Source organism: Paracoccus ferrooxidans (assembly GCF_029909815.1).
In the GTDB taxonomy this organism is placed as follows: Bacteria; Pseudomonadota; Alphaproteobacteria; order Rhodobacterales; family Rhodobacteraceae; genus Paracoccus; species Paracoccus versutus.
Genome location: NZ_CP038198.1, coordinates 171018 through 192358 on the forward strand (window position 1 = coordinate 171018; position 21341 = coordinate 192358).

Here is a 21341-nt window from a genome sequence, read left to right on the forward strand (position 1 = left end):
GGAGTAGCATCTTGTCAGGCCGATTGCCATGCCGCCGAACCCCGCGCCCATCCTGCTTCTGACCCGGCCCGAGCCGGCCTCGCGGCGATTTGCCGCAGGTCTGGCGCATCTGGGGCTTGAGGTGCTGATCTCGCCCGTGCTGCGCATCCGGCCGGTCGCGCATGATGCCGCGCGGCTGGCGGCGGCGCGGGGGCTGGTCTTCACCTCGGTCAATGCCGTGCCGGCGGCGGGGGCGGGGCGCGGGCGGCCGGCGATCTGCGTCGGCCCGGCCACGGCCGAGGCGGCGCGGGCGGCGGGCTTCGACGTGACCGAGGGCCCCGGCGACGCGGCGCGGATGCTGCCGCTGCTCAAGGGGTTGGGGCAGGGCTGGCTGCATCCGCATGGCGCCCATGTCGCCAAGGAACTGCCGGTGCCGGACATGGTGGTCTATGACCAATTGCCCGAACCGCTGAACGCGGCGGCGCGGGCGGCGCTGGCAGGGGCCAGGCCGGTGATCCTGCCGCTGTTCTCGCCCCGCTCGGCGCGGCTTCTGTCCGGCCAGGCGGCGGGTGCGCGCGCGCCCCTGTGGCTGGCGCCGATCAGCGCCGCGGCGCAGCAGGCCTGGCAGGGCCCGGCCGCGCGCAGCGTGCCGGCGCCCACCCCGGATGCCGAAGGGGTGCTTTGCGCCGTCGAGCGCTTGCTGGCCACGGAACAATCCATATGAGGGCGGGTTGAGGCGCCACGCACCGCCGACTAGACTGCCTGCGGGAGCCAATCATGATTGCGGGCGGAAGGGGCGGATCTTGCCCCGTGGCAGCCGGGCCGCGATGCGAAAGGGAACGGGGAAGAATTGTGAAGAAGCCAGAAACCAATTCCAGCGAGAACAAGGCAAGCCCCGGAAAAGACGGCAAGAAGAAGGCGGTTTCCGGCTCGGTCATCGACAGCCGCCCGGTCAGCGCCGGTGAGGGCGCCCCGGCGGCACGGCCCGAGCCCAAGCCGCAGGTCGAATCAAGGCTGGTCGGTTCCGGCACCGGCCCCGAAGCCGCCGCGCCCAAGCGTGATGCCGGCAAGACGGCGGTCGAATCGAAGCCCGCCCCCTCCCAGCCCGCCGCCGAGGTGAAGCAGGGCGGCGTGCCGCCCGTCGCCAAGCCCGAGGCCGCGCCCGTGCAGCCCCAGCCGGCCAAGGTCGAGACCCGCGTGGTCGAGGTGCGCAAGGCCGGCTTCATGCCGACCTTCCTGGGCGGCGTCGTCGCCGCCGGCCTGGGTGCCGCCGCGGCCTGGTGGGCGATCCCGCATCTGCCGCCGGCCTGGCAGCCGCTGGGCGCCGACCCCGCCCCGACCGAGGCGCAGATCGCCGCCGCCCGCGAGGCTGCCGTCGAGGCGGCGCGCGAAGAGATCCAGACCCAGGCCGAGGCCTTTGCCAACCGTGCCTCGGAGGCGGGTGCGGATGCGGCGCGGCAGGCCCTGGCCGATACCGAGGCGCAGGGCGGCGATGCCGAGGCGTTGCAGGCGCAGCAGGAAAAGCTGGCCGCGCTGGAAAAGGCCGTGGCCGATCTGGCCGCGCGGCCCGTGGTGGCGCCCGTGGTCTCGGGCGAGAACAGCGACGGGCTGCAGCAGGTGCTGAACGAGCTGACCGCGCGGCTGGCGGCGCAGCAAGGCCGCATCGACGCGCTGGCCGCGCGCCCTGACGCGCAGGCGGCGGCCGGGCAGGTCCAGGAACTGGCCGCACAGGCCGAGGCGCTGCAAGCCCGCATCGCCGCCGCGGCGGACGAGGCCGAAAAGCGCATCGCCGCCGCCCAGGCGCAGGCATCCGCATTGCAGGAGACGGCCGAGGCGGCAAACCGCCGCGCCCAGGCCGCCACCGCTGCCGCCGCGCTGCAAGCCGCGATCGAGACCGGGGGCGCCCGCGACCAGGCGCTGTCCGACCTGCGCGCCGCCGGGGTCGAGCCGCCGGCCGCGCTGACCGGCGAGGTGCCGACGCTGGCCCAGCTGCGCAGCGGCTTTCCCGCCGCCGCGCGCGAGGCGCTGGCCGCCGCCCGCCAGGAGGCGCCGCAGGACGGCGCGCTGGGGGCCATCGGGAACTTCCTGCGCGTGCAGACCGGCGCCCGCTCGGTCGAGCCGCGCGAGGGCAGCGATCCCGACGCCATCCTGTCGCGCGCCGATGCCGCGGTGAATGCCGGCGACATCAAGGGCGCGCTGGCCGAAATCGCCGCCCTGCCGCAATCCGGCCAGGCGGCGATGGCCGGCTGGACTGCCGCGGCCCAGGCCTGGGTCGAAGCCAATGCCGCGCTGGCCGCCCTGGCCGCGGGCAGCATGTAAGGGGCGCGCCATGCTGCTTTCGGCACTGAAAATCCTGATCTTCTTCGCCATCGTGCTGGTGCTGACGCTGGGCGCGATGCAGCTTTCGGAAACCGGCCAGGGCCTGAGCATGGTCTATGGCGGCACCGAATACACGCTGGGGCCGGTGCAGCTTGTCATCGCGGCGCTGGTCGTCGTGCTGCTGGGCTGGATCACCGTGCGCCTGCTGGGGCTGCTTCTGGCCTTCATGCGCTTCCTTCTGGGCGACGAGACGGCGATCAACCGCTATTTCGCCCGCTCGCGCGAGCGCAAGGGCTATGACGCGCTGTCCGAGGGCATGCTGGCCGTCGCCTCGGGCGAGGGCAGGCTGGCCCAGGACAAGGCCGCGAAGGCGGCCAAGCTTCTCGACAAGCCGCATGTCACCGACCTTCTGGCCGCGCAGGCCGCCGAGGTCGCGGGCGACCGCCGCAAGGCCGCCGAGGTGTATCGCCGCCTGCTCTCGGACGAGCGGACGCGCTTTGTCGGCATCCGCGGGCTGATGCGCCAGAAACTGGACGAAGGCGACACCGCCACCGCCTTGAAACTGGCCGAGAAAGCCTATGCGCTGAAGCCCAAGCATACCGAATTGCAGGACACGCTGCTGCAATTGCAGACCCGCGAGGGCGACTGGAAGGGTGCGCGCGCCGTGCTCAAGGACAAGCGCCAGCAGGGCCAGCTGCCCAAGGACGTGCATGTCCGCCGCGACGCGGTCCTGGCGCTGAAGGAGGCTTCCGAGGTGCTGGCGCATGGCAATTCCATCAGCGCCCGCGAGGCGGCGATTTCCGCCAACCGCGCCAGCCCCGACCTGATCCCGGCCGCCGTTCTGGCCGCGCGCAGCTACATCGCGCAGAACGATCCCCGCAACGCCAGCCGGGTGCTGCAAAAGACCTGGAGCGTGCGCCCGCATCCTTCGGTCGCCGCGACCTATGCCGAGATCGTGCCGGACGAAAAGCCGGCTGCGCGGCTGCGCCGCTTCGAGGATCTGATGCGGCAGAACCCCGAGCACGAGGAAACCCGGCTGCTGCGCGCCGAACTGCTGCTGGCGGCCGAGGATTTCCCCGGCGCCCGCCGCGCGCTCGGCGACCTGGCCGAGAAGCATCCGACGGTGCGCTCGCTGTCGATCCTGGCCGCCGTCGAGCGGGGCGAGGGTTCGGACGACGCGGTGGTGCGCGGCATCCTGGCGCGGGCGCTGGTCGCCAGCCGCGGCCCGCAATGGGTCTGCGACAAATGCCACAACGTCATGGCGGACTGGTCGCCGACCTGCGACAGCTGCGGCGGCTTCGACACGCTGACCTGGCGCGAGCCGGACACCCCGGCCTGGGGCGCCACCGCCTCGAACGGGGTCGAGATGCTGCCGCTGCTGGTCGGCACCGCGCATGGCGAGGGGGCGACCGGGGTGGCCACGCCGGCCGCGCCCCCTGCCTCCACCTCCGGCACGGTGGGTTCGCAGCCCGAGCCGCGCAAGCCGGACGAGGACGCGGGTCCGGTCGAGATCGCCGATGTCTCGCCCGGCATGGTGCCGCGCGAATCGGATTATCGCCGCGTCTCTCCGGCCGTGGCCGGGTCCGAGCCGGCGATGACCGTCACCGACCCCGAGCCGGTGGTGGCCGCGCCCGCAGCACCCGAGCCGGCGCCCCGGCCGGCGCCTGGCGGCCAGGGCGATCTGCTGCCCGTGCGCCCCGATGTCGAGCCGATAGACCGGGAAGAAGTGAAGATTGCGGGGAAAAATCGCTGATCCCCCCTTTTCGCCCGCGCCGGAACCTGCTATCCGGCGCGGCACATGAGAGGCCGGTGTAGCTCAGCTGGTAGAGCACGTCATTCGTAATGATGGGGTCGGGGGTTCGAGTCCCTTCACCGGCACCAGAAACCCCAGAGAAATCGACGCATTGCGCTGATTTCTCTGGGGTTTTTGCGTTTCCGCCCCGCGACCTGCCCGTTTTGCCGGCCTGATCCCCTGACAGCGGCCGTTGCAGCCGGCCTTGGCGCAACGGCTTTTCCCCTCCCCGATAATGCGGCGCCATTCGGATGAGGAGAGGGTGAGATGCCGAACAAAGCCACAGTCAGGGGCGTTCTGATGGATGCGACGCTTGCGCCGATCGCGGCGGGCAAGATCGTCGCGACGCTTCAGGGCTCGGACGTATTCGACGGCGGGCTGCGGGTGGTGACGCAGAAGGTCGAGACGACGACGGATGCGCAGGGCGGCTGGTCGCTGGATCTGATCGTGAACGGCGAGGGCGAGCGGGCGGGCACGACCTGGACCATCGAGGGCTACAACCACTATGTCGCCAAGGTGTTCGAGGTGAAATCGCTGTTCCTGGCCTCGGCGCTGGCGACGACGCTGGGCGAGCTGGAGCGGACCAGCGCGCAGAACCTGCGGGCCGCGCGCGAGGGCAACGTGGCGCGGCTGATCACGGTTTCGGACCATGACCGCTACCTCGCGCTGCCCGAAAGCCAGCGCCGCCCGAACGACCTGCTGGTCCTGGACGGGCGGGACGCGCCGCCGGTGATCCATGGCACCATCGAGGGCAGCCTGTTCCAGGGGGTGCAGCAGATCTATCTGGGCGGCGAGCCGGCGGCCTTGCTGGACGCAAGCGGCGCGGTGCTGATCGAGGCGCAATCCTCCGCCCCCGAGCCCGCGGTGGCCCCGACGATCACCCGCCAGCCCGCGCTGCTGCCCGAAGGGGCCGGGCTGGGCGACAGCATCACCCTGGACCTGGGCGCGGCCGAGGGCGCGCCGCCGCCGGCCGCGGCATGGGATCTGACTCTGGGCGACAGCTCGATTCGCGACCAGGTCGACCCGGACCAGCTGAGCATGGAACTGTCCGAGCCCGGCGAATATGCGCTGGCGGTCAACTGGAGCAATGCCTCGGGCACGGCCGTCGCCGCCCCGGCGCTGCTGACGGTCGCCGAACCGGGGGCGCCGGGCCTGGATTACGCGCGGGCGGCGGGGTATTTCCACGCCGGTTCCGCGTTTTCCGGCACGGCCGATGCCGTCTCGGGGCTGGTGAACGGCGGCAATGGCGGCTGGGATCTGGCGCGGGTCGGCTCGGGGCAGGCCATTGCCATGACGCCCGCGGGCATCCGCTTCGACGGCGGCGGCTTCCTGCAGGCCTCGGGGATCTCGACCAGCGGCATCGGCGGGATGTTCGTCGTCCTGCGCCTGGCGATCGAGCATCACAACTCCGGGGTGGCGCAGCTTTTCGCGACCAATCCCGCCGGCGGCCCCGTCTCGATCACCAGCAACAAGGGCAAGCTGCAGGCCTATTACCACGACGGGGAAACCTCGCGCGTGGTCAATCTCGGGGGGGCGCCCGCCACGCCCGAGGCCTTCGTGGTGGGGATCGAGATCGACAATGCGGCGCAGATGGTGCGTGCCTATACGCGGGGGGGAAGCATGGCGACCTTCAGCGTGCCGGGCATTCCGGGCGTGGAATACGCAACCGTCGCCATCGGCCAGAGGCTGCACGGCACGGTGATGCGCGCGGCGCTGTTCGGCCGCCCGGCGGGCGGCAGCTTTGCCGCCAGCTTCGAGCAGGTGATCGAGGATTTCCTGTCCGCCTGACGGCCCCGCGGCCCCGTCCGCCCCGCCAGAGGTCGCCCCGCCGGGGCGGCCTTTTTTCATGCCCGCTTTTCATGCCTGCGTCGTCCGCCCCGCATCGCCTTGCGCAAAACCGCTTGTCGGCGGGCGTTTTCCTGTGGGACATGGCGGTGATCGCCGCAAGACCGCGGCGCAGGCGTCAAGGCGGAGAAGACCCATGAACCTGACCATCGACGAGGCCCTGACCCAGGGTGGCGCGGGCCGTTTCCAGCAGCGGCTGCTGGGCATCTTCGGCCTGGTCTGGGCGGCGGATGCGATGCAGGTCATCGCTATCGGCTTCACCGCCGCCTCGATCGCGGCCAGTTTCGGGCTGACCGTGCCGCAGGCCCTGCAGACCGGCACGCTGTTCTTCCTGGGCATGTTCGCGGGCGCAACGCTGTTCGGGCGCATCGCCGACCGGATCGGGCGGCGCAACGTGCTGCTCTTGACGGTGGGCTGCGATGCGGTCTTCGGCCTGGCCTCGGTCTTTGCGCCGGACATCTGGTCGCTGATGCTGCTGCGCTTCCTGACCGGCATGGCGGTGGGAGGCACGCTGCCGGTCGACTACGCGATGATGGCCGAGTTCCTGCCGCCCAGGAACCGCGGCCGCTGGCTGGTCTGGCTCGAGGGGTTCTGGGCCATCGGCACCATCGCCATCGCCCTGACCGCCTGGATCGCGCATCTGGCCGGCGCGGCCGAGCCCTGGCGCTGGATCTTTGCCGTCGCCGCGCTGCCGGCGCTGATCGGCATCTGGCTGCGGCTCTGGGTGCCGGAATCGCCGATGTACCTGCTGCGCAAGGGCGACGAGCCCGGCGCGCGGGCGGTCGTGGACCGGGTGCTGACCGCGAACGGCGCCCGCGCGCTGCCGCAGGGCACCCGCCTGACCGCGCCGCCCGTCACCGCCGAGGCGCGGCTGTTCGGCCCCGAGCTGCGCAACCGCAGCCTGGGCATCTTTGCCGCCTGGTTCCTGGTCTCGCTGTCCTATTACGGCGTCTTCGTCTGGCTGCCGGCGGAGCTGGCCAAGGGCGGTTTCGGCTTCGTGCGCGGCTATGGCTTCCTGGTGCTGATGGCGCTGGCGCAGCTGCCCGGCTATGCGCTGGCGGCGCATGGCGTGGAAAGCTGGGGCAGGAAGCCCACCTTGCAGGTCTTCCTGCTGCTCAGCGCGGCGGGCTGTTTCCTGTTCACCGTCGCAGGCAGTCCCTGGCTGGTCGCCGCCTCGCTGCTGCTGATGAGCTTTGCGCTGCTGGGCACCTGGGGGGCGCTTTACGCCTTCACCCCAGAGCTTTACCCGACCGGCCTGCGCGGCACCGGCATGGGCACGGCCAGCGCGGTGGCACGGGTGGGCGGCCTGCTGGCGCCCTCGCTCATGGGCTATGTCGTGGCGCGCGGCTTCGGCGTCGCCATCGGCGTCTTTGCCGCGCTGCTGCTCCTGGCCGCCATCGGCACGCTGTTCATCCGGGCCGAGACCCGCAACCAGTCCATCGTCTAGAGCCGCAGCATCCAGCGCATCAGCATGCGGAACCGCGCGCCATAGGGCGGCGCCAGCAGCCCGGCGCCGTTCGGCCGCGCCTGCCGGAACACCGGCATCAGGTGCGACAGGCGGTCGAACCCCGCCTTGCCGTGCCAGGCGCCCATGCCGCTGGCGCCGATGCCGCCAAAGGGCAGGCCGGGCTGGGCGACGTGCATCAGCGTGTCGTTCACCGTCACCCCGCCCGCCGCGATGGTCCCCAGCAGCAGCGCCAGCGTCTCGTCGTCCTGGGTGAAGGGATAGAAGGCCAGCGGGCGCGGCCGGGCCAGGATGTGGTCCACCGCCTCGCGCAGCCTGTCATAGGGGACCAGCGGCAGGATGGGGCCGAAGATCTCCTGCTCGGCCAGCGGGCCTTGCGCATCGGTCATGATCAGCGGCGGCATCAGCCGGCTGGCGGGATCGGGGGCCGCGTCGCTTAGCGGGTGCAGGGCGGCGCCGGCGTCGCGGGCCTGCGCGATCCAGTCGTCCAGGCGCCGGAACTGCGCGTCGTTGATGATGCGGCTGTAATCGACATTCCCCTCCAGCCGAGGATAGTGCCGGGCGACCCAGGCACGGGCCTCGGCGATGAACGGCTCGATCCCGGCGCGCGGCAGCAGCACGTAATCGGGTGCGATGCAGGTCTGGCCGGCGTTCAGCAGCTTGCCGGTCATGATCCGGTCCACCGCATGGGTCAGCGGCGCATCGGGCGCGACCAGGGCCGGGGACTTGCCGCCCAGCTCCAGCGTGACCGGGGTCAGGTTCGCCGCAGCCGCCTGCATCACCTGCCGCCCGACGCGGCCCGAGCCGGTGAACAGCAGATGGTCGAAGGGCAGGGCGGCGAACTCGGCCGCGACCTCGGGCCCGCCGGTCACGACCGCCAGCACATCCGCGTCGAAATGCCGCGCCGCCGCCTCGGCGAAGGCCTCGGCAAAGCCGGGGGCATGTTCGGACAGCTTGAGCATGACCCGGTTGCCGGCCGCCAGCGCATCGGTCAGCGGCCCGATGCTGAGAAACAGCGGATAGTTCCACGGCACCACGATCCCCACCACGCCCAGCGGCCGCGGCTGGACCCATGAGCGCGCGGGCCAGAACCACGGCCCGGTCCGCGCCGGGCGGCGGCGCATCCAGCCGCGGCCGTGGCGCAGCGCGTGGCGGATGCCGGCGCGCGCCGGAAAGATCTCGGCCAGGTCGGTCTCGGCCTGGGGGCGCTGGCCGAAATCGCGGGCGATGGCCTGGCCGAGGCGGCGGCGGTTCTCGTCCAGCATCTGCCGCAGGGCGCGCAGCCTTGCCGCACGCAGGGGCCAGTCGGGACAGGGTTCGGCGCGGGCGGCGGCCTGTATGGAATCGAATCTCTTGCGCATTGGAAAACCAGGACTATCCTTCCATCGGTTTGCGGGATTGTTCCCGCGACCTAAGGGCGGCGCAAGCCGGCCTGTTTGCGAAAGGCGCTTTTCTGATCCATCCGATTTTCCAGGCCACGATCATGCCCAAAGACCCTGGCGCAATTTCAGCGGCCGGCCTGTCGCCGGCCTTCCATTCATTCGATTTTAACGAGGAACCACCCCATGTTGAAACCTGCGCTTCTGGCGCTTGGCTTGGCCCTGGGCCTTTCGGGCTGCGCCAGCACCTGGGAAACCGCTTACGAACAGCTTGACCCCGCACAGACCGTCGGCTGGCGCCTTGCCGCGGTCGAGGTCGCGGTGCCCCACGATCTGACCACCACCGAGGCGAACAGCTACATGCCCAATGCCGACATTGTCTGGCATGGCGAGCCGGCGGGCGACCGGCGCGCCCAGGTGGCCGCCATCCTGGAGGAAGGCATCGAACGGGGCGCCGCCGGGCTGAAAGGCAAGACGGGGGTGCGCATCGTCGCCACCCTCGTGCGTTTCCACGCTGTCACCCCGGTGGTGCGCCAGCGGCTGCAGAACTCGGGCGTCCACAACGTCCACTATACCGTGCAGGTTTTCGACGCCCGCAGCGGCGCCGCGCTGAGCCAGCCGCAATTCGTCAAGGTCGAGCTTCCCGCCCTTGTCGGCCGCGCCGGGGACGAGGCCGATGCCAAGGGCCTGACCCAGCGGGTGCAGATCGTGAACCAGATCGCCGCGGTGACGCAGAACTGGCTGGGCCGCGGTCCCGATCCGCGCGGCAGTTTCCAGCGCCGCGGCCGCTGAACCCGACGAAATTCATGGGAATTGCCGGGCCGGCCCCTTGCGGGCCGGTCCTTTCTTTGGCAGGGGGCGGATATGGCAAGCGTATCCGAACTCTACGAGGCCCGCGTGGCGGCGGGGCGGCTGGAACCCGACGCGGCGCAGCGCGGCGTCCTGCCGGTGCTGGACCGGCTGGTGCGGGAATTGGCCGCAGCCCCGGCGCCCGCGCCGCAGAAGAACGGCTGGCTCGCGCGGTTGCGGGGCGCGGCCCCCGCGCCTGCGCCGGCGGTGCGGGGCCTTTACCTGTGGGGCGGCGTCGGCCGCGGTAAGTCGATGCTGATGGACCTGGTGATGGAGGCGGCGCCGGTCGCCGCCAAGCGCCGGGTGCATTTCCACGAATTCATGCAAGAGATCCAGGGCGCGCTGGAGGGCGTGCGCAAGACCGGCCAGCAGGACGCGGTCCGCCCGGTCGCCAAGGCGGTGGCGCAGCAGGCGCGGCTGCTGTGTTTCGACGAGATGCAGATCACCGACATCGCCGATGCGATGATCGTCGGCCGGCTGTTCCAGGTGCTGTTCGAAGAGGGCGTGACCGTCGTCACCACCTCGAACCGGGTGCCCGAGGATCTTTACAAGAACGGCCTCAACCGCCAGCTTTTCCTGCCCTTCATCGCGCTGATCCGCGAGCGGCTGGAAGTGGTCGAGTTGGCCAGCGCCACCGACCACCGCCAGAATCGCGACGAGGGCGGGCAGGTCTGGTTCATCCCCGCCGATGCGGCGGCGCGGGCGCAGATGGATGCGTTGTGGCAGGCGGAAACCGGCGGCGCGGCGGCCGCGCCCCTGCTGCTCGAGATCAAGGGCCGCAAGGTCGAGATCCCGCGGCATGTCGGCCGCATCGGCCGCGCGGGCTTCTGGGATCTTTGTGGCAAGCCCCTGGGCCCGGCCGATTACCTGGCCATGGCCGAGGCGCTGGACCTGCTCTTCATCGACGCCATCCCCCGCCTTGGCCAATCGAACTACAACGAGGCCAAGCGCTTCGTGACCCTGATCGACGCGCTTTACGAGGCCAGGGTCCGGCTGATCGCCAGCGCCGCCGACGAGCCCGAACAGCTTTACGCCGAGGGCGAGGGCGCCTTCGAGTTCGAGCGCACCGCCAGCCGGCTGCGCGAGATGCGCGACGCCGATTGGGGCCGGGGCTAGCTAACTCTCGGGCGGCGGCGCTCCCCGGTCCTGCTCTTGCAGGGCCTCGGCGATGCGGCGGATGCCTTCGGGAATGCGCTCGGCCGAGATCGAGGAATAGGCGAGGCGAAAGAAGCCCCGCCCCCGCGCCGGCTGGGCAAAGAAGGCCGCGCCGCCCTCGATCAGCACGCCGCGCGCCTTGAGCCGGAGTGCAAGCGCCGAGGAATCCACCCCCTCGGGCGTCGCCAGCCAGAAGCTGGAGCCCCCGGTCGCCTCGGGCGAGGCGAGCCGCAGCCCCTCGCGCGCGATGGCGGCCAGCATCACCTCGCGCCGCCGGGCATAGGCGCGGCGCATGCGGTTCGCCTGCGCGTCGTAATGGCCCAGCGACAGGAAATGCGCCAGCGTGCGCTGCATGTGGCCCGGCGGGTGGCGCAGCACCATGCCGCGCAGGGCGCGGGCCTCGGCGATGACGCGCGGATCGGCCACGACATAGCCCAGCCGCACGCCGGGAAACACCGATTTCGAGAAGGAGCCGATATAGATCACCGCCCCCGCCCGGTCGATGGCCTTGAGCGCGGGCGAGGGCGCGCCGGCAAAGGACATCTCGAATTCGTAGTCGTCCTCGACAACGGCGAAGCCTTGCGCCTGGGCGCGGGCCAGCAGTTCCTTGCGCCGGGCCAGCGGCATGGTGGAATTGGTCGGGCACTGGTGGCTGGCGGTGGTGAAGACCGCGGCGACGCCGGGCGGGATGGCGTCGGGGGGCAGGCCGCGCGCATCGACGGGAACCGGCAGGATGCGGGCGCGGCTGGCCAGCAGGATTTCGCGCTGGCCGGGATAGGAGGGGTCTTCGACGGCGCAGGAGGCGCCGGGGCGCAGCAGCACCTGCGCCACCAGCCACAGCGCGTTCTGCGCCCCCATCGTCAGCAGGATCTCGTCGCGCCCGGCGCTGATGCCGCGGCGGGGCAGAATCTGGCGGGCGATATGGTCGACCAGCTCCGGGTCGTCGGCGTCGTAGAGATCGCCGGTCAGGCTGTCGAACTCGCGCCGGCCAAGCGCGCGCATGGCGCAGTCGCGCCAGGCGGCGTGGTCGACCAGCGCCGGATCGGCCTGGCCGTAGACGAAGGGATAGGCAAAGCGGCGCCAGTCGCGTTCGCGATCCGTGCGCTGGGCGCGGGCAAAGCGGCCCTCGATCTGGCTGTCCCAGTCGAAGCGCGGCGTCGCCGGGGCGGGGGCCTCGGCCTCCAGCCGCCGCTCGATGCTGTCCGAGATGTAATGGCCCGAGCGGTCGCGGCTGGCCAGGTAGTCGGTCGAGACCAGCTCGGCGAAAGCCTGCGCCACCGTCACCCGCGCCACGCCCAGGTGCCGGGCCAGCGCGCGGGTCGAGGGCAGCTTCTCGCCCGCGCGAAAGCGGCCGGCCGTCACCGCGGCGATGATCTGGCGCCGCAGTTGGACCTGAAGCGGCAGGCCGGCGGCGTGGTCCAGGAAGAAGGCGTCGGGGGGAATCGGCATGGGGTGATCCGCGGCGGCTGGCGGGGTCCATCACTCCCCCGAATGCCGCCGCGGATCAAGGGTCAGGCAAATACCCTGGTCAGCGCATTGTCGATGGCATCGGTGATGCGGTCGATGTCGTCCGTCGTGGCGATCAGCGCCGGCGACAGGCAAAGCGTGTTGTTGAAGCCCGGCAGCGAGCGGTTGGTGGCGCCGATGATGACGCCCTGCGCCAGGCAGTCGGCGACCACGGCCTGCACCTTCTTCTCGTCCATCGGCTCCTTGCTGGCGCGGTCGGCGACCAGTTCGGCGCCGCAGAACAGGCCCTTGCCGCGCACGTCGCCGATGACCGCGTGCTTCTCCATCAGCGCGCGCAGGTTCGCCAGCGTGCGCTCGCCCATGGCGACGGTATTCGCCAGCAGCCCCTCGTCCTCGATGATGCGCATGTTCTCGATCGCCGCCACCGGCCCCGAGGTGCAGCCGCCGAAGGTCGAGATGTCGCGGAAGAAGCTCATGCCGTCTTCGGGCGCGTCCTTGAACATCTCGAAGACGCGCTCGGTGGTGACGGTGCAGGAAATCGCCGCATAGCCCGAGGCGACGCCCTTGGCCATGGTCACGAAATCCGGCTCGATGCCGTATTGCTGATAGCCGAACCAGGTGCCGGTGCGGCCAAGCCCGCAGACCACCTCGTCGATATGCAGCAGGATGTCGTATTTGCGGCAGATCTCCTGCACGCGCTGCCAATAGCCCTCGGGCGGGGTGATGACGCCGCCGCCGGCCGTCACCGGCTCCAGCACGATGGCGCCGACGGTATCGGGGCCTTCGCGCAGGATCACCTCCTCGATGGCGTCGGCGGCGCGCTCGCCGTAGTTCTCCACGTCCCATTGCTTGCGGTATTCCAGGCAATGCGGCACGCGCACGAAGCCGTCGGGGAAGGGACCATAGGCCGCGGCGCGCTGGTCCTGGCCCGAGGTCGCAAGCGTGCCGATGGTGGTGCCATGATAATCGCGGTCGCGATACAGGATCTTCCACTTCTTGCCGCCGTGATGGCGCGCGGCGATCTGGCGCACCATCTTGTAGACCTTCTCGTTCGCTTCCGAGCCCGAGTTCGAGTAATAGACCCGGCTCATGCCCGGCATCTTCTCGATCAGCTTCTGGGCGAAGATCGCGCCCGGCACGGTGCCGGCGGCGCCGGCGTAATAGTTCAGCTTGACCAGCTGGTCGCGGATCGCATCGGCGATGCTTTCGCGGCCGTAGCCCACGTTCACGGTCCAGACGCCGCCCGAAACCGCATCGAGGAACTCGCGCCCGGTGGCATCCCAGAGCCGCATCCCCTTGCCCTCGACAAAGACGCGCGGGTCGATGGTCTCATATTGCTTGTGCTGGCTCAGGTGGTGCCAGACATGGGCGCGGTCGGCCGCGACCACATGGGACATGTCGTTGGGGTTCAGATCGAGCGTCATGGCCGGACTCCTGCGGGCAAAGGGCGTTTCCTCCTGACTGCGCCCGAATGCGGAAAAGGGATAGAGCCAGATCGCGCCCATAGATGGGACCAGTTCGGCGCAAGCAGGGCCGAATCGGGCTGGGTCGCGCGCCCTTGCCGCGGGTTTTCCCGCTGCCCTTTCTGCGGGCGCGAAGTCATCGCCGCGATGCAGAAACGATCAGATCGATGATTTCAAAGGGAAATATTTGGAGGGCGAGGCGAAGCCGCTTATAGACAGATAATCCTATCTATACGTATAGTTTTGAAAGTTGCCTCCCCAAGAACCAATGCAACGCCAACAACAGGGTTTCCCCATGATCAATCGTCGTCGTTTCCTGACCACATCCACGCTGGCCGCGGCCGCGCTTGCCGCGCCGGGGCTTGTCACCCGCGCCCTTGCCCAGGGCGAGGCGCTGAAGATCGGCGTGCCGGTGCCGATCTCGGGCGCCTTTGCCGCCAACGGCAAGTTCGCCACCATCGGCGCGGTGATGGCCGCCGAAGAGGTCGCGGCCGCGCATGGCGTGCAGGTCTCGACCCTCGACCTCGATACCGAGGGCAAGCCCGCGACCGCGGTGCGCAAGGTGCAGGACGCGCTGGCGCAGGACGGGGTCAAGCTGTTCGCCGGCGGCATCCTGTCGTCGGAATCGCTGGCTATGGGCAAGGAGGTCGAGCGCGGCGGCGGCGCCTTCATGACCACCGCCGGCGCGGACGAGATCACCGGCGTCGATTGCAACAAGGCCACCTTCCGCTGGTCGGTGCCGACCTATGGCGCCATCAACGAGACCGTGCGCCCGATCATCGACGCGCTGCCCGATGCCAAGAAATGGTATACGATCACTCCGCAATACGTCTTTGGCGACGGGCTGCTGAACGCCGCCAAGGATGTGTTCGCGGAAAAGGGCATCGAGCATGTCGGCAACAGCTATCATTCGCTGACCGACAAGGAATTTTCCGGCTACCTGACCAATGCCATCGCCGCCCAGCCCGACGTGTTGCTACTGCTGAACTTCGGCGCGCAAAGCTCGGACACGCTGCGCCAGGCGGTCAGCTTTGGCCTCAAGCAGCGCATGACCATCGTCGTTGCCTGGGCCTCGGGGCTCGAGCAGTTCGAGGCGCTGGGGCCGGACATCTGCGAGGGCGTCTATTTCGGCGCGCAATACTGGCATGGCGCCGATACGGCCCTGAACCGCGAACTGGTGGCCAAGGTGCAGGAAAAGCACGGCTTCAACCCGAACTATTCCTTTGCCGGCAGCTATATCTGCGCGAAACTGCTGCTGGAAGCCGCGGTCAAGGCCGGCTCGCCGGATGGCGCGGGCGTCGCCGCGGCGCTGAGCGGGTTGAAATACCAGGGCCTGACCGGCGAGGAGGAGATCCGCGCCGCCGACCACCAGGTCATCAAGGACTATTACCTGCTCAAGGGCAAGGCCAAGGCCGACATGGCCGACAAGGACGATTACGCCGAGGTCATCAGCGCCGGCAAGTCGTTCCTGTCGCCCGAGGATGCCGGCTGCAAGATGCCCGCCTGAACCCCCGCCTCCCCGCGCGATCCCTGTCGCGCGGGGCCTTTTCGCCCGGTTTCAGGAGAAGCCCGTGATCTACCTATTCCAGGTTCTGAACGGCATCGGTCTGGGGATGCTGTATTTCCTGCTCGCCGTCGGCCTCAGCGTCATCTTCGGCCTGTTGCAGTTCGTGAACTTCGCCCATGGCGCCTTCTACCTGCTGGGCGCCTATCTGACCTATGACCTGACCATGCGCGGCTTCAGCTTCTGGGCCGCCATGCCGCTGGCCACGCTGATCGTGGCCGGCATCGCCGCGCTGATCGAGGCGGTGCTGCTGCATCGCATCTACAAGCTGCCGCATACCTTCCACATCCTGGTGACGGTCGGCCTGGCCCTGGTCGTGCAGGAGCTGGTCATCATCGCCTGGGGGCCGCTGGGCGGCTCGGTTCCCGCGCCGGACGGGTTGCAGGGCGTCGTGATCCTGGGCGATTTCATCTATCCGCAATACCGGCTCTTCACCATCGGCTTCACCGCCGTCCTGGCCGGGCTGCTGTGGTGGCTGCTCGAAGGCACGCGGCTGGGCGCCATCGTGCGCGGCGGGTCCGAATCGCCGGCGAACATGGCGCTCTTGGGCTACAACACGCTGCGCATCAACACCGCCGTCTTCGGCTTCGGCGCCGGGCTTGCCGGGCTTGCGGGCGCGCTTGCCGCGCCGATCCGGGGCGTCGAGCCCTTCATGGGGATCGAGGCGCTTTCCGTCGCCTTCGTCGTCGTCGTGATCGGCGGCATGGGCAGCTATACCGGCGCGCTGGTCGCGGGCCTGCTGGTCGGCGTGGTGCAAAGCGTCATGACCACGCTCTGGCCCGAGGGCGCGCGGCTGATGATCTATGTCGGCATGGCGCTGGTCATCGCGCTGATGCCCCGCGGCCTGTTGGGGAGGGCATGAGCATGAACCCGCTCGACAAACCCTATGCGCAGCTCGCGCTGGCGCTGCTGACCGTGCTGGTGCTGCCGCTGTTCCTGAAATCCGGCATCCTGGCGACCGAGATCCTGATCTTCGCCATGGTCGTCGCGGCTTGCAACCTGCTTCTGGGCTACACCGGCCTGCTGTCCTTTGGCCAGGGCATCTTCTTCGGCATCGGCACCTATGTCGCCGGCATCTGCCTGACGCGCTGGTCGGTCCCGGTGCCCCTGGTGCTGGCCGGCGCGGCGGTGCTGGGCGCGGCCACGGCCACGCTGGTCGGCTGGCTGTCGATCCGCCGGCAGGGGGTCTATTTCGTCATGCTGACGCTGGCCTTCTCGCAGCTGTTCTACTTCGTCGCCTATACGTTCAGCGGCGTGACCGGCGGCGACAACGGCCTTTTGGGCGTGCCGCGTCCTTCGGTCGGCGGCACGGCGCTGAACAGCCCGTGGTCCTATTACACCTTCGTCGCCGTCTGCTTCGTCGCGGTCTTTGCATTGCTGGTCATGGTCACGCAATCGACCTTCGGCCGCACCCTGCTGGCGATCCGCGAGAACGAGGGGCGGGCGGCCGCCATCGGCTTCCCGACCAAGCTGTTCAAGCTTGAGGCTTTCGCCATCTCGGGCGCGGTCACGGCCTTTGGCGGCGCGCTGCACGCGATGCTGATCGGCGTCGCGCCCTTGTCCAACATCGAATACCACACCAGCGAGCTGATCCTGATCATGACCATCATCGGCGGCAGTTCCAGCCTGTTCGGCTCGGTGCTGGGGGCGGGGTTCTACCTGCTCTTGGCCGATGCGCTCTCGACCGTCTGGCCGCGCTGGCTGCTGCTCTTGGGCCTGGTGCTTGTGACGGTGGCGCTGTTCCTGCAACGCGGGCTCTGGGGGCTGGTCGAGCGCGGCTACGACCTGGTCTTCCGCCGCGAGCGCGCGCCCGAAACCCCGGCCGAGGAGCATTGAGATGACCGACATCGCATTGCAGACCCGCGGCCTGGGCGTCAAATACGGCAACTTCCACGCGCTGGCCGAGGTCGACCTGCAGATCCGCCGCAACTCGGTCCATTCGATCATCGGGCCGAACGGCGCCGGCAAGACCACGCTGTTCCACGCGCTGACCGGGCGGGTGCGGGCATCCTCGGGCCGGATCGAGCTGGACGGGCGCGACATCACCGACACCTCGGACGACGACCGGGTGCGGCTGGGGATCGCGCGCTCGTTCCAGGTCACGAGCCTGTTCCCGAACCTGGCCCTGCGCGAGAACCTGCGCCTGGCCGCCCAGGGCCGCACGCCCTGGCAGGCGCTGGCGCCCTGGCGGCGGGCGGAAGCCAATGCCGAGGCGCTGGCCATCGCCGACGAGGTGATCGAGCGGCTGGCGCTTGCCCCCGTGTCGAACCGGCTGGCGGGCGAGCTGTCGCATGGCCAGCAGCGCCGGCTGGAGGTCGGCATGGCCATGGCGGCGCGGCCGCGCGTCATCCTGCTGGACGAGCCGACATCCGGCATGGGCATCGACGACATCGAGGCGATGAAGCAGCTGATCCGCGACCTGGGCCGTGACCATACCGTGCTGTTCATCGAGCATAACATGGGCATCGTCATGAACATCTCGGACATGGTCACGGTGATGCGGCTGGGCCGCAAGCTGGTCGAGGGGCCGCCCGCCCAGGTCCGCGACGACCCCGAGGTGCAGCGCGCCTATCTGGGCAACATGATCACGGGGGACATCGCATGAGCGCTGCGCTGCGACTGACCGATCTGCACAGCTATTACGGCAAGAGCCACATCCTGCAAGGCGTCACGCTGGAGGTCGGGCCGGGCGAGATCGTCACCCTGCTGGGCCGCAACGGCGCCGGCAAAAGCACGACGCTGAAGACCGCCGTGGGGCTGATCGCGCCGCGGCAGGGCCGGGTGGAGTTGGCGGGCCGCGACGTGACCGGCCAGCCTGCGCACCGCATCGCCGCGGCCGGGCTGTCGCTGGTGCCCGAGGACCGCGGCATCTTTCAGCTGCTGAGCGTCGAGGAGAACCTGCGCATCGCCATGCGCCGCGGCTCGCCCTGGTCGCTTGGCGACATCTACCGCATCTTTCCGCGGCTGGAAGAGCGCAGGAAGAACGGCGGCGGCCAGCTTTCGGGGGGCGAGCAGCAGATGCTGTCCATCGCCCGCGCGCTGCTGAACGGCCCCAAGGTGCTGATGCTGGACGAGCCGGTCGAGGGGCTGGCCCCGATCATCGTCGAGGAGATCGTGGCCCAGATCCGCCTGATCCGCGAGGCCGGCGTGCCGATCCTGCTGGTCGAGCAGAACCTGGCCGTGTGCAGCCAGCTGGCCGACCGGCATTACATCCTGGAACTGGGCCGCATCGTGCATTGCGCCAGCGCCGAGCAGTTCCGCAGCGACCCCGATACCATCGACCGCTATCTGGGCGTGAAGGCATGAAGGAAACCACCATGTCCAACCTGACGATCGACGCCGAAAGGCTGTGGGACAGCCTGATGGAGACGGCGCGCATCGGCGCCACGCCCGACGGCGGCATTGCCCGGCTGACGCTGTCCGAGGACGACCGCCGCGTGCGAGACTGGCTTGGGGCGCAATGCGACGCGCTGGGGCTGAGCATGACCGTGGACGAGGCCGGCAACATGTTCGCCACCCGCCCCGGCGCCCGCGCGGACCTGCCCGCCATCGCCATGGGCAGCCATCTGGACACCCAGCCGACCGGCGGCAAGTTCGACGGCGTGCTGGGGGTGCTGGCGGGGCTCGAGGTGCTGCGCACGCTCGACGCAGCCGGCTACCAGACCGAGGCGCCGCTGATGCTGGTCAACTGGACCAACGAGGAGGGCTCGCGCTTTTCGCCGGCCATGCTCGGCTCGGGGATCTGGGCCGGGGTCTATAGCCGCGAATACGGCGACGGGCGGGCGGACGCCCGCGGCGACACCTTCGGCGCCAGCCTGGACCGCATCGGCTATCGCGGCGAGGCCAAGGCGGGCGCCGTCCGCTTCGGCGCCATGTTCGAGCTGCATATCGAGCAGGGCCCGATCCTGGAGGCCGAGGGCATCCAGATCGGCGTGGTGCAGGGCATCCAGGGCATGCGCTGGTTCGAACTGACCCTGACCGGCACGGCGGCGCATACCGGCTCGACCCCCATGGGCATGCGCCGCAACGCGCTTCTGGGCATGGCGCGGGTGATCGAGGGCATCGACCGCATCGCCAAGGCGCATCAGGACGCGGTGGGCACCATCGGCTTCCTGGAGATCAGCCCCAATTCGCACAACGTCATCCCCGGCGAGGTGCGCGCCACCATCGACCTGCGCCACCCCTCGGACGCGGTGCTGGACCGGATGCAGGCCGAGGTCGAGGCACTGGTGCAGGATGCCGCCGGGGCGGTCGGGCTGGAAAGCCGGCTGGAGCAGATCTCGCGCACCGCGCCGGTGGTGTTCGACGCCGAATGCATCGCCTCGGTCAGGGCGGGGGCGCAGGCGGCGGGCTATTCCACGCGCGACATCGTCTCGGGCGCCGGCCATGACGCCGCCCATGCCGCGGCCAAGGCGCCGACGACGATGATCTTCGTGCCCTGCAAGGACGGGCTGAGCCACAACCCCGCCGAATCGACCGAACCCGCGGAATGCGCCGCCGGCGCGCAGGTGTTGCTGGAGGCGGTGCTGGACTATGACCGCCGCATGGCCGAGACCCGCAAGGGGGCCGCCGCATGACCCGCCTTGTCCTGGCCCGGCTGAACCACGAGACCAACACCTTCTCGCCGCTCAAGACCCCGCTGGCCGCCTTTGCCCCGAAATGGGGCGCGGACGCGCTGGCCGCGGCCGAGACCTATCCCGCCGCCATCGGCGCCTTTTACGCCTTCGCCCGCCGCATCGGCGCCGAGGTCGAGGTGCCGCTGATCGCCCATGCCATGCCCTCGGGGCCCGTCGAGGACGATGCCTTCGAGGCCATGGCGCAGGCGATCCTGGCGGCGGTGGAAAAAGGCTGCGACGGCATCCTGCTGGACCTGCACGGCGCCATGGTCACGCGCAGCCATGACGACGGCGAGGGCGAACTGCTGCGCCGCGTCCGCGCCGCCGCGCCGGGCGTGCCCATCGGCGTGGCGCTGGACCTGCATGGCAATATCACCCAAGCCACGCTGGACCATTGCGACGTGATCGCCGGCTTCAAGACCTATCCGCATGTGGACATGGTCGAGACCGGCGAACATGTCGTGCGCCTGTTCGAACCGCTGCTTTCCGGCGCCCCGCGCCCGGCGATGGCGCTGTGCCACCCGCCGATGCTGGCGGCGACGCTGTGCATGAACACGACGACCGACTGCGCCATGACCGACCTGATCGCGCTGGCGCGGCAGGCCGAGGCGCGGCCGGGCGTGCAGGCGGTGACGGTCTTTGGCGGCTTTCCCATCGCCGACCTGGCCGAGACCGGCCTGTCCATCGTCACCGTCGCCGACACGCCCGAGCTTGCGCGCGCGGTCGCGCAGGAGCTTGGCCGCGAGGCATGGCACCGGCGCGCCGAATATGTCTATGCCGAGGAACCCCTGGCGCAATCCATCGCCCGCGCCGCCGCGCTGGCCGATGGCTCGGCCCCGGTGCTGCTGCTGGACCATGGCGACAATTGCATGTCGGGCGGCAGCTGCGACGTGATGGACGTGCTGGAGGAACTGCTGGCCGCCGGGCAGCAGGGCATCCTGGTCGGTCCCGTCGCCGATCCCGAGACCGTGGCGCAGCTTTTCGCCGCAGGCGAGGGAGCCGAGGTCGAGATCCGGCTGGGCAACAAGACCCCGGCCGAGGGCCTGCCCGCGCCGCGCCCGCCGCTGCGGCTGTCGGGCCGGGTCACGGCGCTGTCGGACGGGCGCTATCGCGTCGCCGGCCCGATCTATCACGGGCAGGAGCTGTCGATGGGCCGCGCCGCCGCCTTCGACACCGGCGCCGCGCGCATCGTGATCTGCGAGGAACCGCACGAGCCGCTGGACCTGGGCTGCTTTTCCTGCCTCGGCCTCGACGCCGGCAAGGCGCGGTTCCTGCACCTGAAATCGCGCATGTATTGCCGCCCGGTCTTCGAGCCGCTGGCCAAGGCGGTGGTGGAATGCGCCAGCTCGGGCGTAACCGCCTCGGATTACGATCTGTTTGCTTTCAAAAAACTCGCCCGGCCCATATATCCGCTGGACCTGGGGACAACCTGGCAGGATTGAAGGACC

17 protein-coding genes and 1 tRNA gene are annotated in these 21341 nt (G+C 70.0%); 15 read left to right on the forward strand and 3 right to left on the reverse strand.

The window, feature by feature from the left end; genetic code table 11:
* The first annotated feature begins 28 nt into the window (after positions 1-28).
* From E3U26_RS00860 to E3U26_RS00885, 6 genes are all read left to right on the forward strand, one after another.
* A complete protein-coding gene (locus tag E3U26_RS00860; protein ID WP_499105156.1) occupies positions 29-703 on the forward strand; it encodes a uroporphyrinogen-III synthase in 675 nt (224 codons plus the stop codon).
* Between the two features lie 128 nt (positions 704-831).
* The gene (locus E3U26_RS00865; protein WP_499105157.1) at positions 832-2298 is read left to right on the forward strand and encodes a COG4223 family protein; all 1467 of its coding nucleotides are present in this window, start codon (positions 832-834) and stop codon (positions 2296-2298) included.
* Between the two features lie 10 nt (positions 2299-2308).
* Positions 2309-4051, forward strand: a complete 1743-nt coding sequence (locus tag E3U26_RS00870; protein WP_243784459.1) for a heme biosynthesis protein HemY — start codon at positions 2309-2311, stop codon at positions 4049-4051.
* 52 nt (positions 4052-4103) lie between these two features.
* Positions 4104-4179, forward strand: a tRNA-Thr gene (locus E3U26_RS00875).
* Between the two features lie 178 nt (positions 4180-4357).
* Positions 4358-5878, forward strand: coding sequence for a hypothetical protein (locus E3U26_RS00880; RefSeq protein ID WP_499105158.1), 1521 nt, complete (start codon positions 4358-4360; stop codon positions 5876-5878).
* A 193-nt stretch (positions 5879-6071) separates the two neighbouring features.
* Entirely contained in the window at positions 6072-7382 is a 1311-nt protein-coding gene (locus E3U26_RS00885; protein WP_499105159.1) for an MFS transporter, read from the forward strand.
* On the opposite strand, the gene E3U26_RS00890 is transcribed toward E3U26_RS00885, so the two are convergent.
* Positions 7379-8761: a coniferyl aldehyde dehydrogenase gene (locus tag E3U26_RS00890; RefSeq protein WP_499105160.1), complete on the reverse strand. Its 1383-nt coding sequence runs from the start codon at positions 8759-8761 to the stop codon at positions 7379-7381. The two genes, E3U26_RS00885 and E3U26_RS00890, sit on opposite strands and share 4 nt — an antisense overlap.
* A gap of 204 nt (positions 8762-8965) precedes the next feature.
* On the opposite strand from E3U26_RS00890, the gene E3U26_RS00895 reads away from it, so the two are divergent.
* Both E3U26_RS00895 and zapE read left to right on the forward strand, forming a co-directional pair.
* Positions 8966-9571 (forward strand): DUF6778 family protein, encoded by a 606-nt coding sequence (locus tag E3U26_RS00895; RefSeq protein ID WP_499105161.1) that lies wholly within the window; start codon positions 8966-8968, stop codon positions 9569-9571.
* A gap of 72 nt (positions 9572-9643) precedes the next feature.
* Positions 9644-10744, forward strand: coding sequence for a cell division protein ZapE (gene zapE, locus E3U26_RS00900; protein WP_036756733.1), 1101 nt, complete (start codon positions 9644-9646; stop codon positions 10742-10744).
* On the opposite strand, the gene pdxR is transcribed toward zapE, so the two are convergent.
* Positions 10745-12232 (reverse strand): MocR-like pyridoxine biosynthesis transcription factor PdxR, encoded by a 1488-nt coding sequence (pdxR, locus tag E3U26_RS00905; RefSeq protein WP_114535725.1) that lies wholly within the window; start codon positions 12230-12232, stop codon positions 10745-10747. It abuts the gene before it with no gap.
* A gap of 62 nt (positions 12233-12294) precedes the next feature.
* Positions 12295-13674, reverse strand: coding sequence for an aminotransferase family protein (gene tpa / locus E3U26_RS00910; RefSeq protein WP_499105163.1), 1380 nt, complete (start codon positions 13672-13674; stop codon positions 12295-12297).
* Positions 13675-14008: 334 nt separating this feature from the next.
* Between tpa and E3U26_RS00915 the strand changes: the two genes are divergently transcribed.
* The 7 genes from E3U26_RS00915 to E3U26_RS00945 all read left to right on the forward strand — a co-directional run bounded on the left by E3U26_RS00915 (position 14009) and on the right by E3U26_RS00945 (position 21335).
* Complete coding sequence (locus tag E3U26_RS00915; protein WP_116171105.1) at positions 14009-15220, forward strand: ABC transporter substrate-binding protein; 1212 nt, start codon at positions 14009-14011, stop codon at positions 15218-15220.
* Positions 15221-15284: 64 nt separating this feature from the next.
* Entirely contained in the window at positions 15285-16139 is an 855-nt protein-coding gene (locus E3U26_RS00920; RefSeq protein ID WP_036756728.1) for a branched-chain amino acid ABC transporter permease, read from the forward strand.
* A gap of 2 nt (positions 16140-16141) precedes the next feature.
* Positions 16142-17113: a branched-chain amino acid ABC transporter permease gene (locus E3U26_RS00925; RefSeq protein WP_240540241.1), complete on the forward strand. Its 972-nt coding sequence runs from the start codon at positions 16142-16144 to the stop codon at positions 17111-17113.
* Between the two features lies 1 nt (position 17114).
* Positions 17115-17882 carry an ABC transporter ATP-binding protein gene (locus E3U26_RS00930; RefSeq protein ID WP_036756714.1) on the forward strand — a complete coding sequence of 256 codons (768 nt, stop codon included), beginning with the start codon at positions 17115-17117 and terminating at the stop codon, positions 17880-17882.
* Positions 17879-18583 (forward strand): ABC transporter ATP-binding protein, encoded by a 705-nt coding sequence (locus tag E3U26_RS00935; protein ID WP_499105164.1) that lies wholly within the window; start codon positions 17879-17881, stop codon positions 18581-18583. The genes E3U26_RS00930 and E3U26_RS00935 overlap by 4 nt, the downstream gene beginning before the upstream one ends.
* Positions 18584-18594: 11 nt before the next feature.
* Complete coding sequence (locus E3U26_RS00940; protein ID WP_175562331.1) at positions 18595-19854, forward strand: Zn-dependent hydrolase; 1260 nt, start codon at positions 18595-18597, stop codon at positions 19852-19854.
* On the forward strand, positions 19851-21335 hold the full coding sequence (locus E3U26_RS00945; protein ID WP_499105166.1) for a M81 family metallopeptidase: 1485 nt from the start codon (positions 19851-19853) through the stop codon (positions 21333-21335). The genes E3U26_RS00940 and E3U26_RS00945 overlap by 4 nt, the downstream gene beginning before the upstream one ends.
* The last annotated feature ends 6 nt before the right edge of the window (positions 21336-21341 follow it).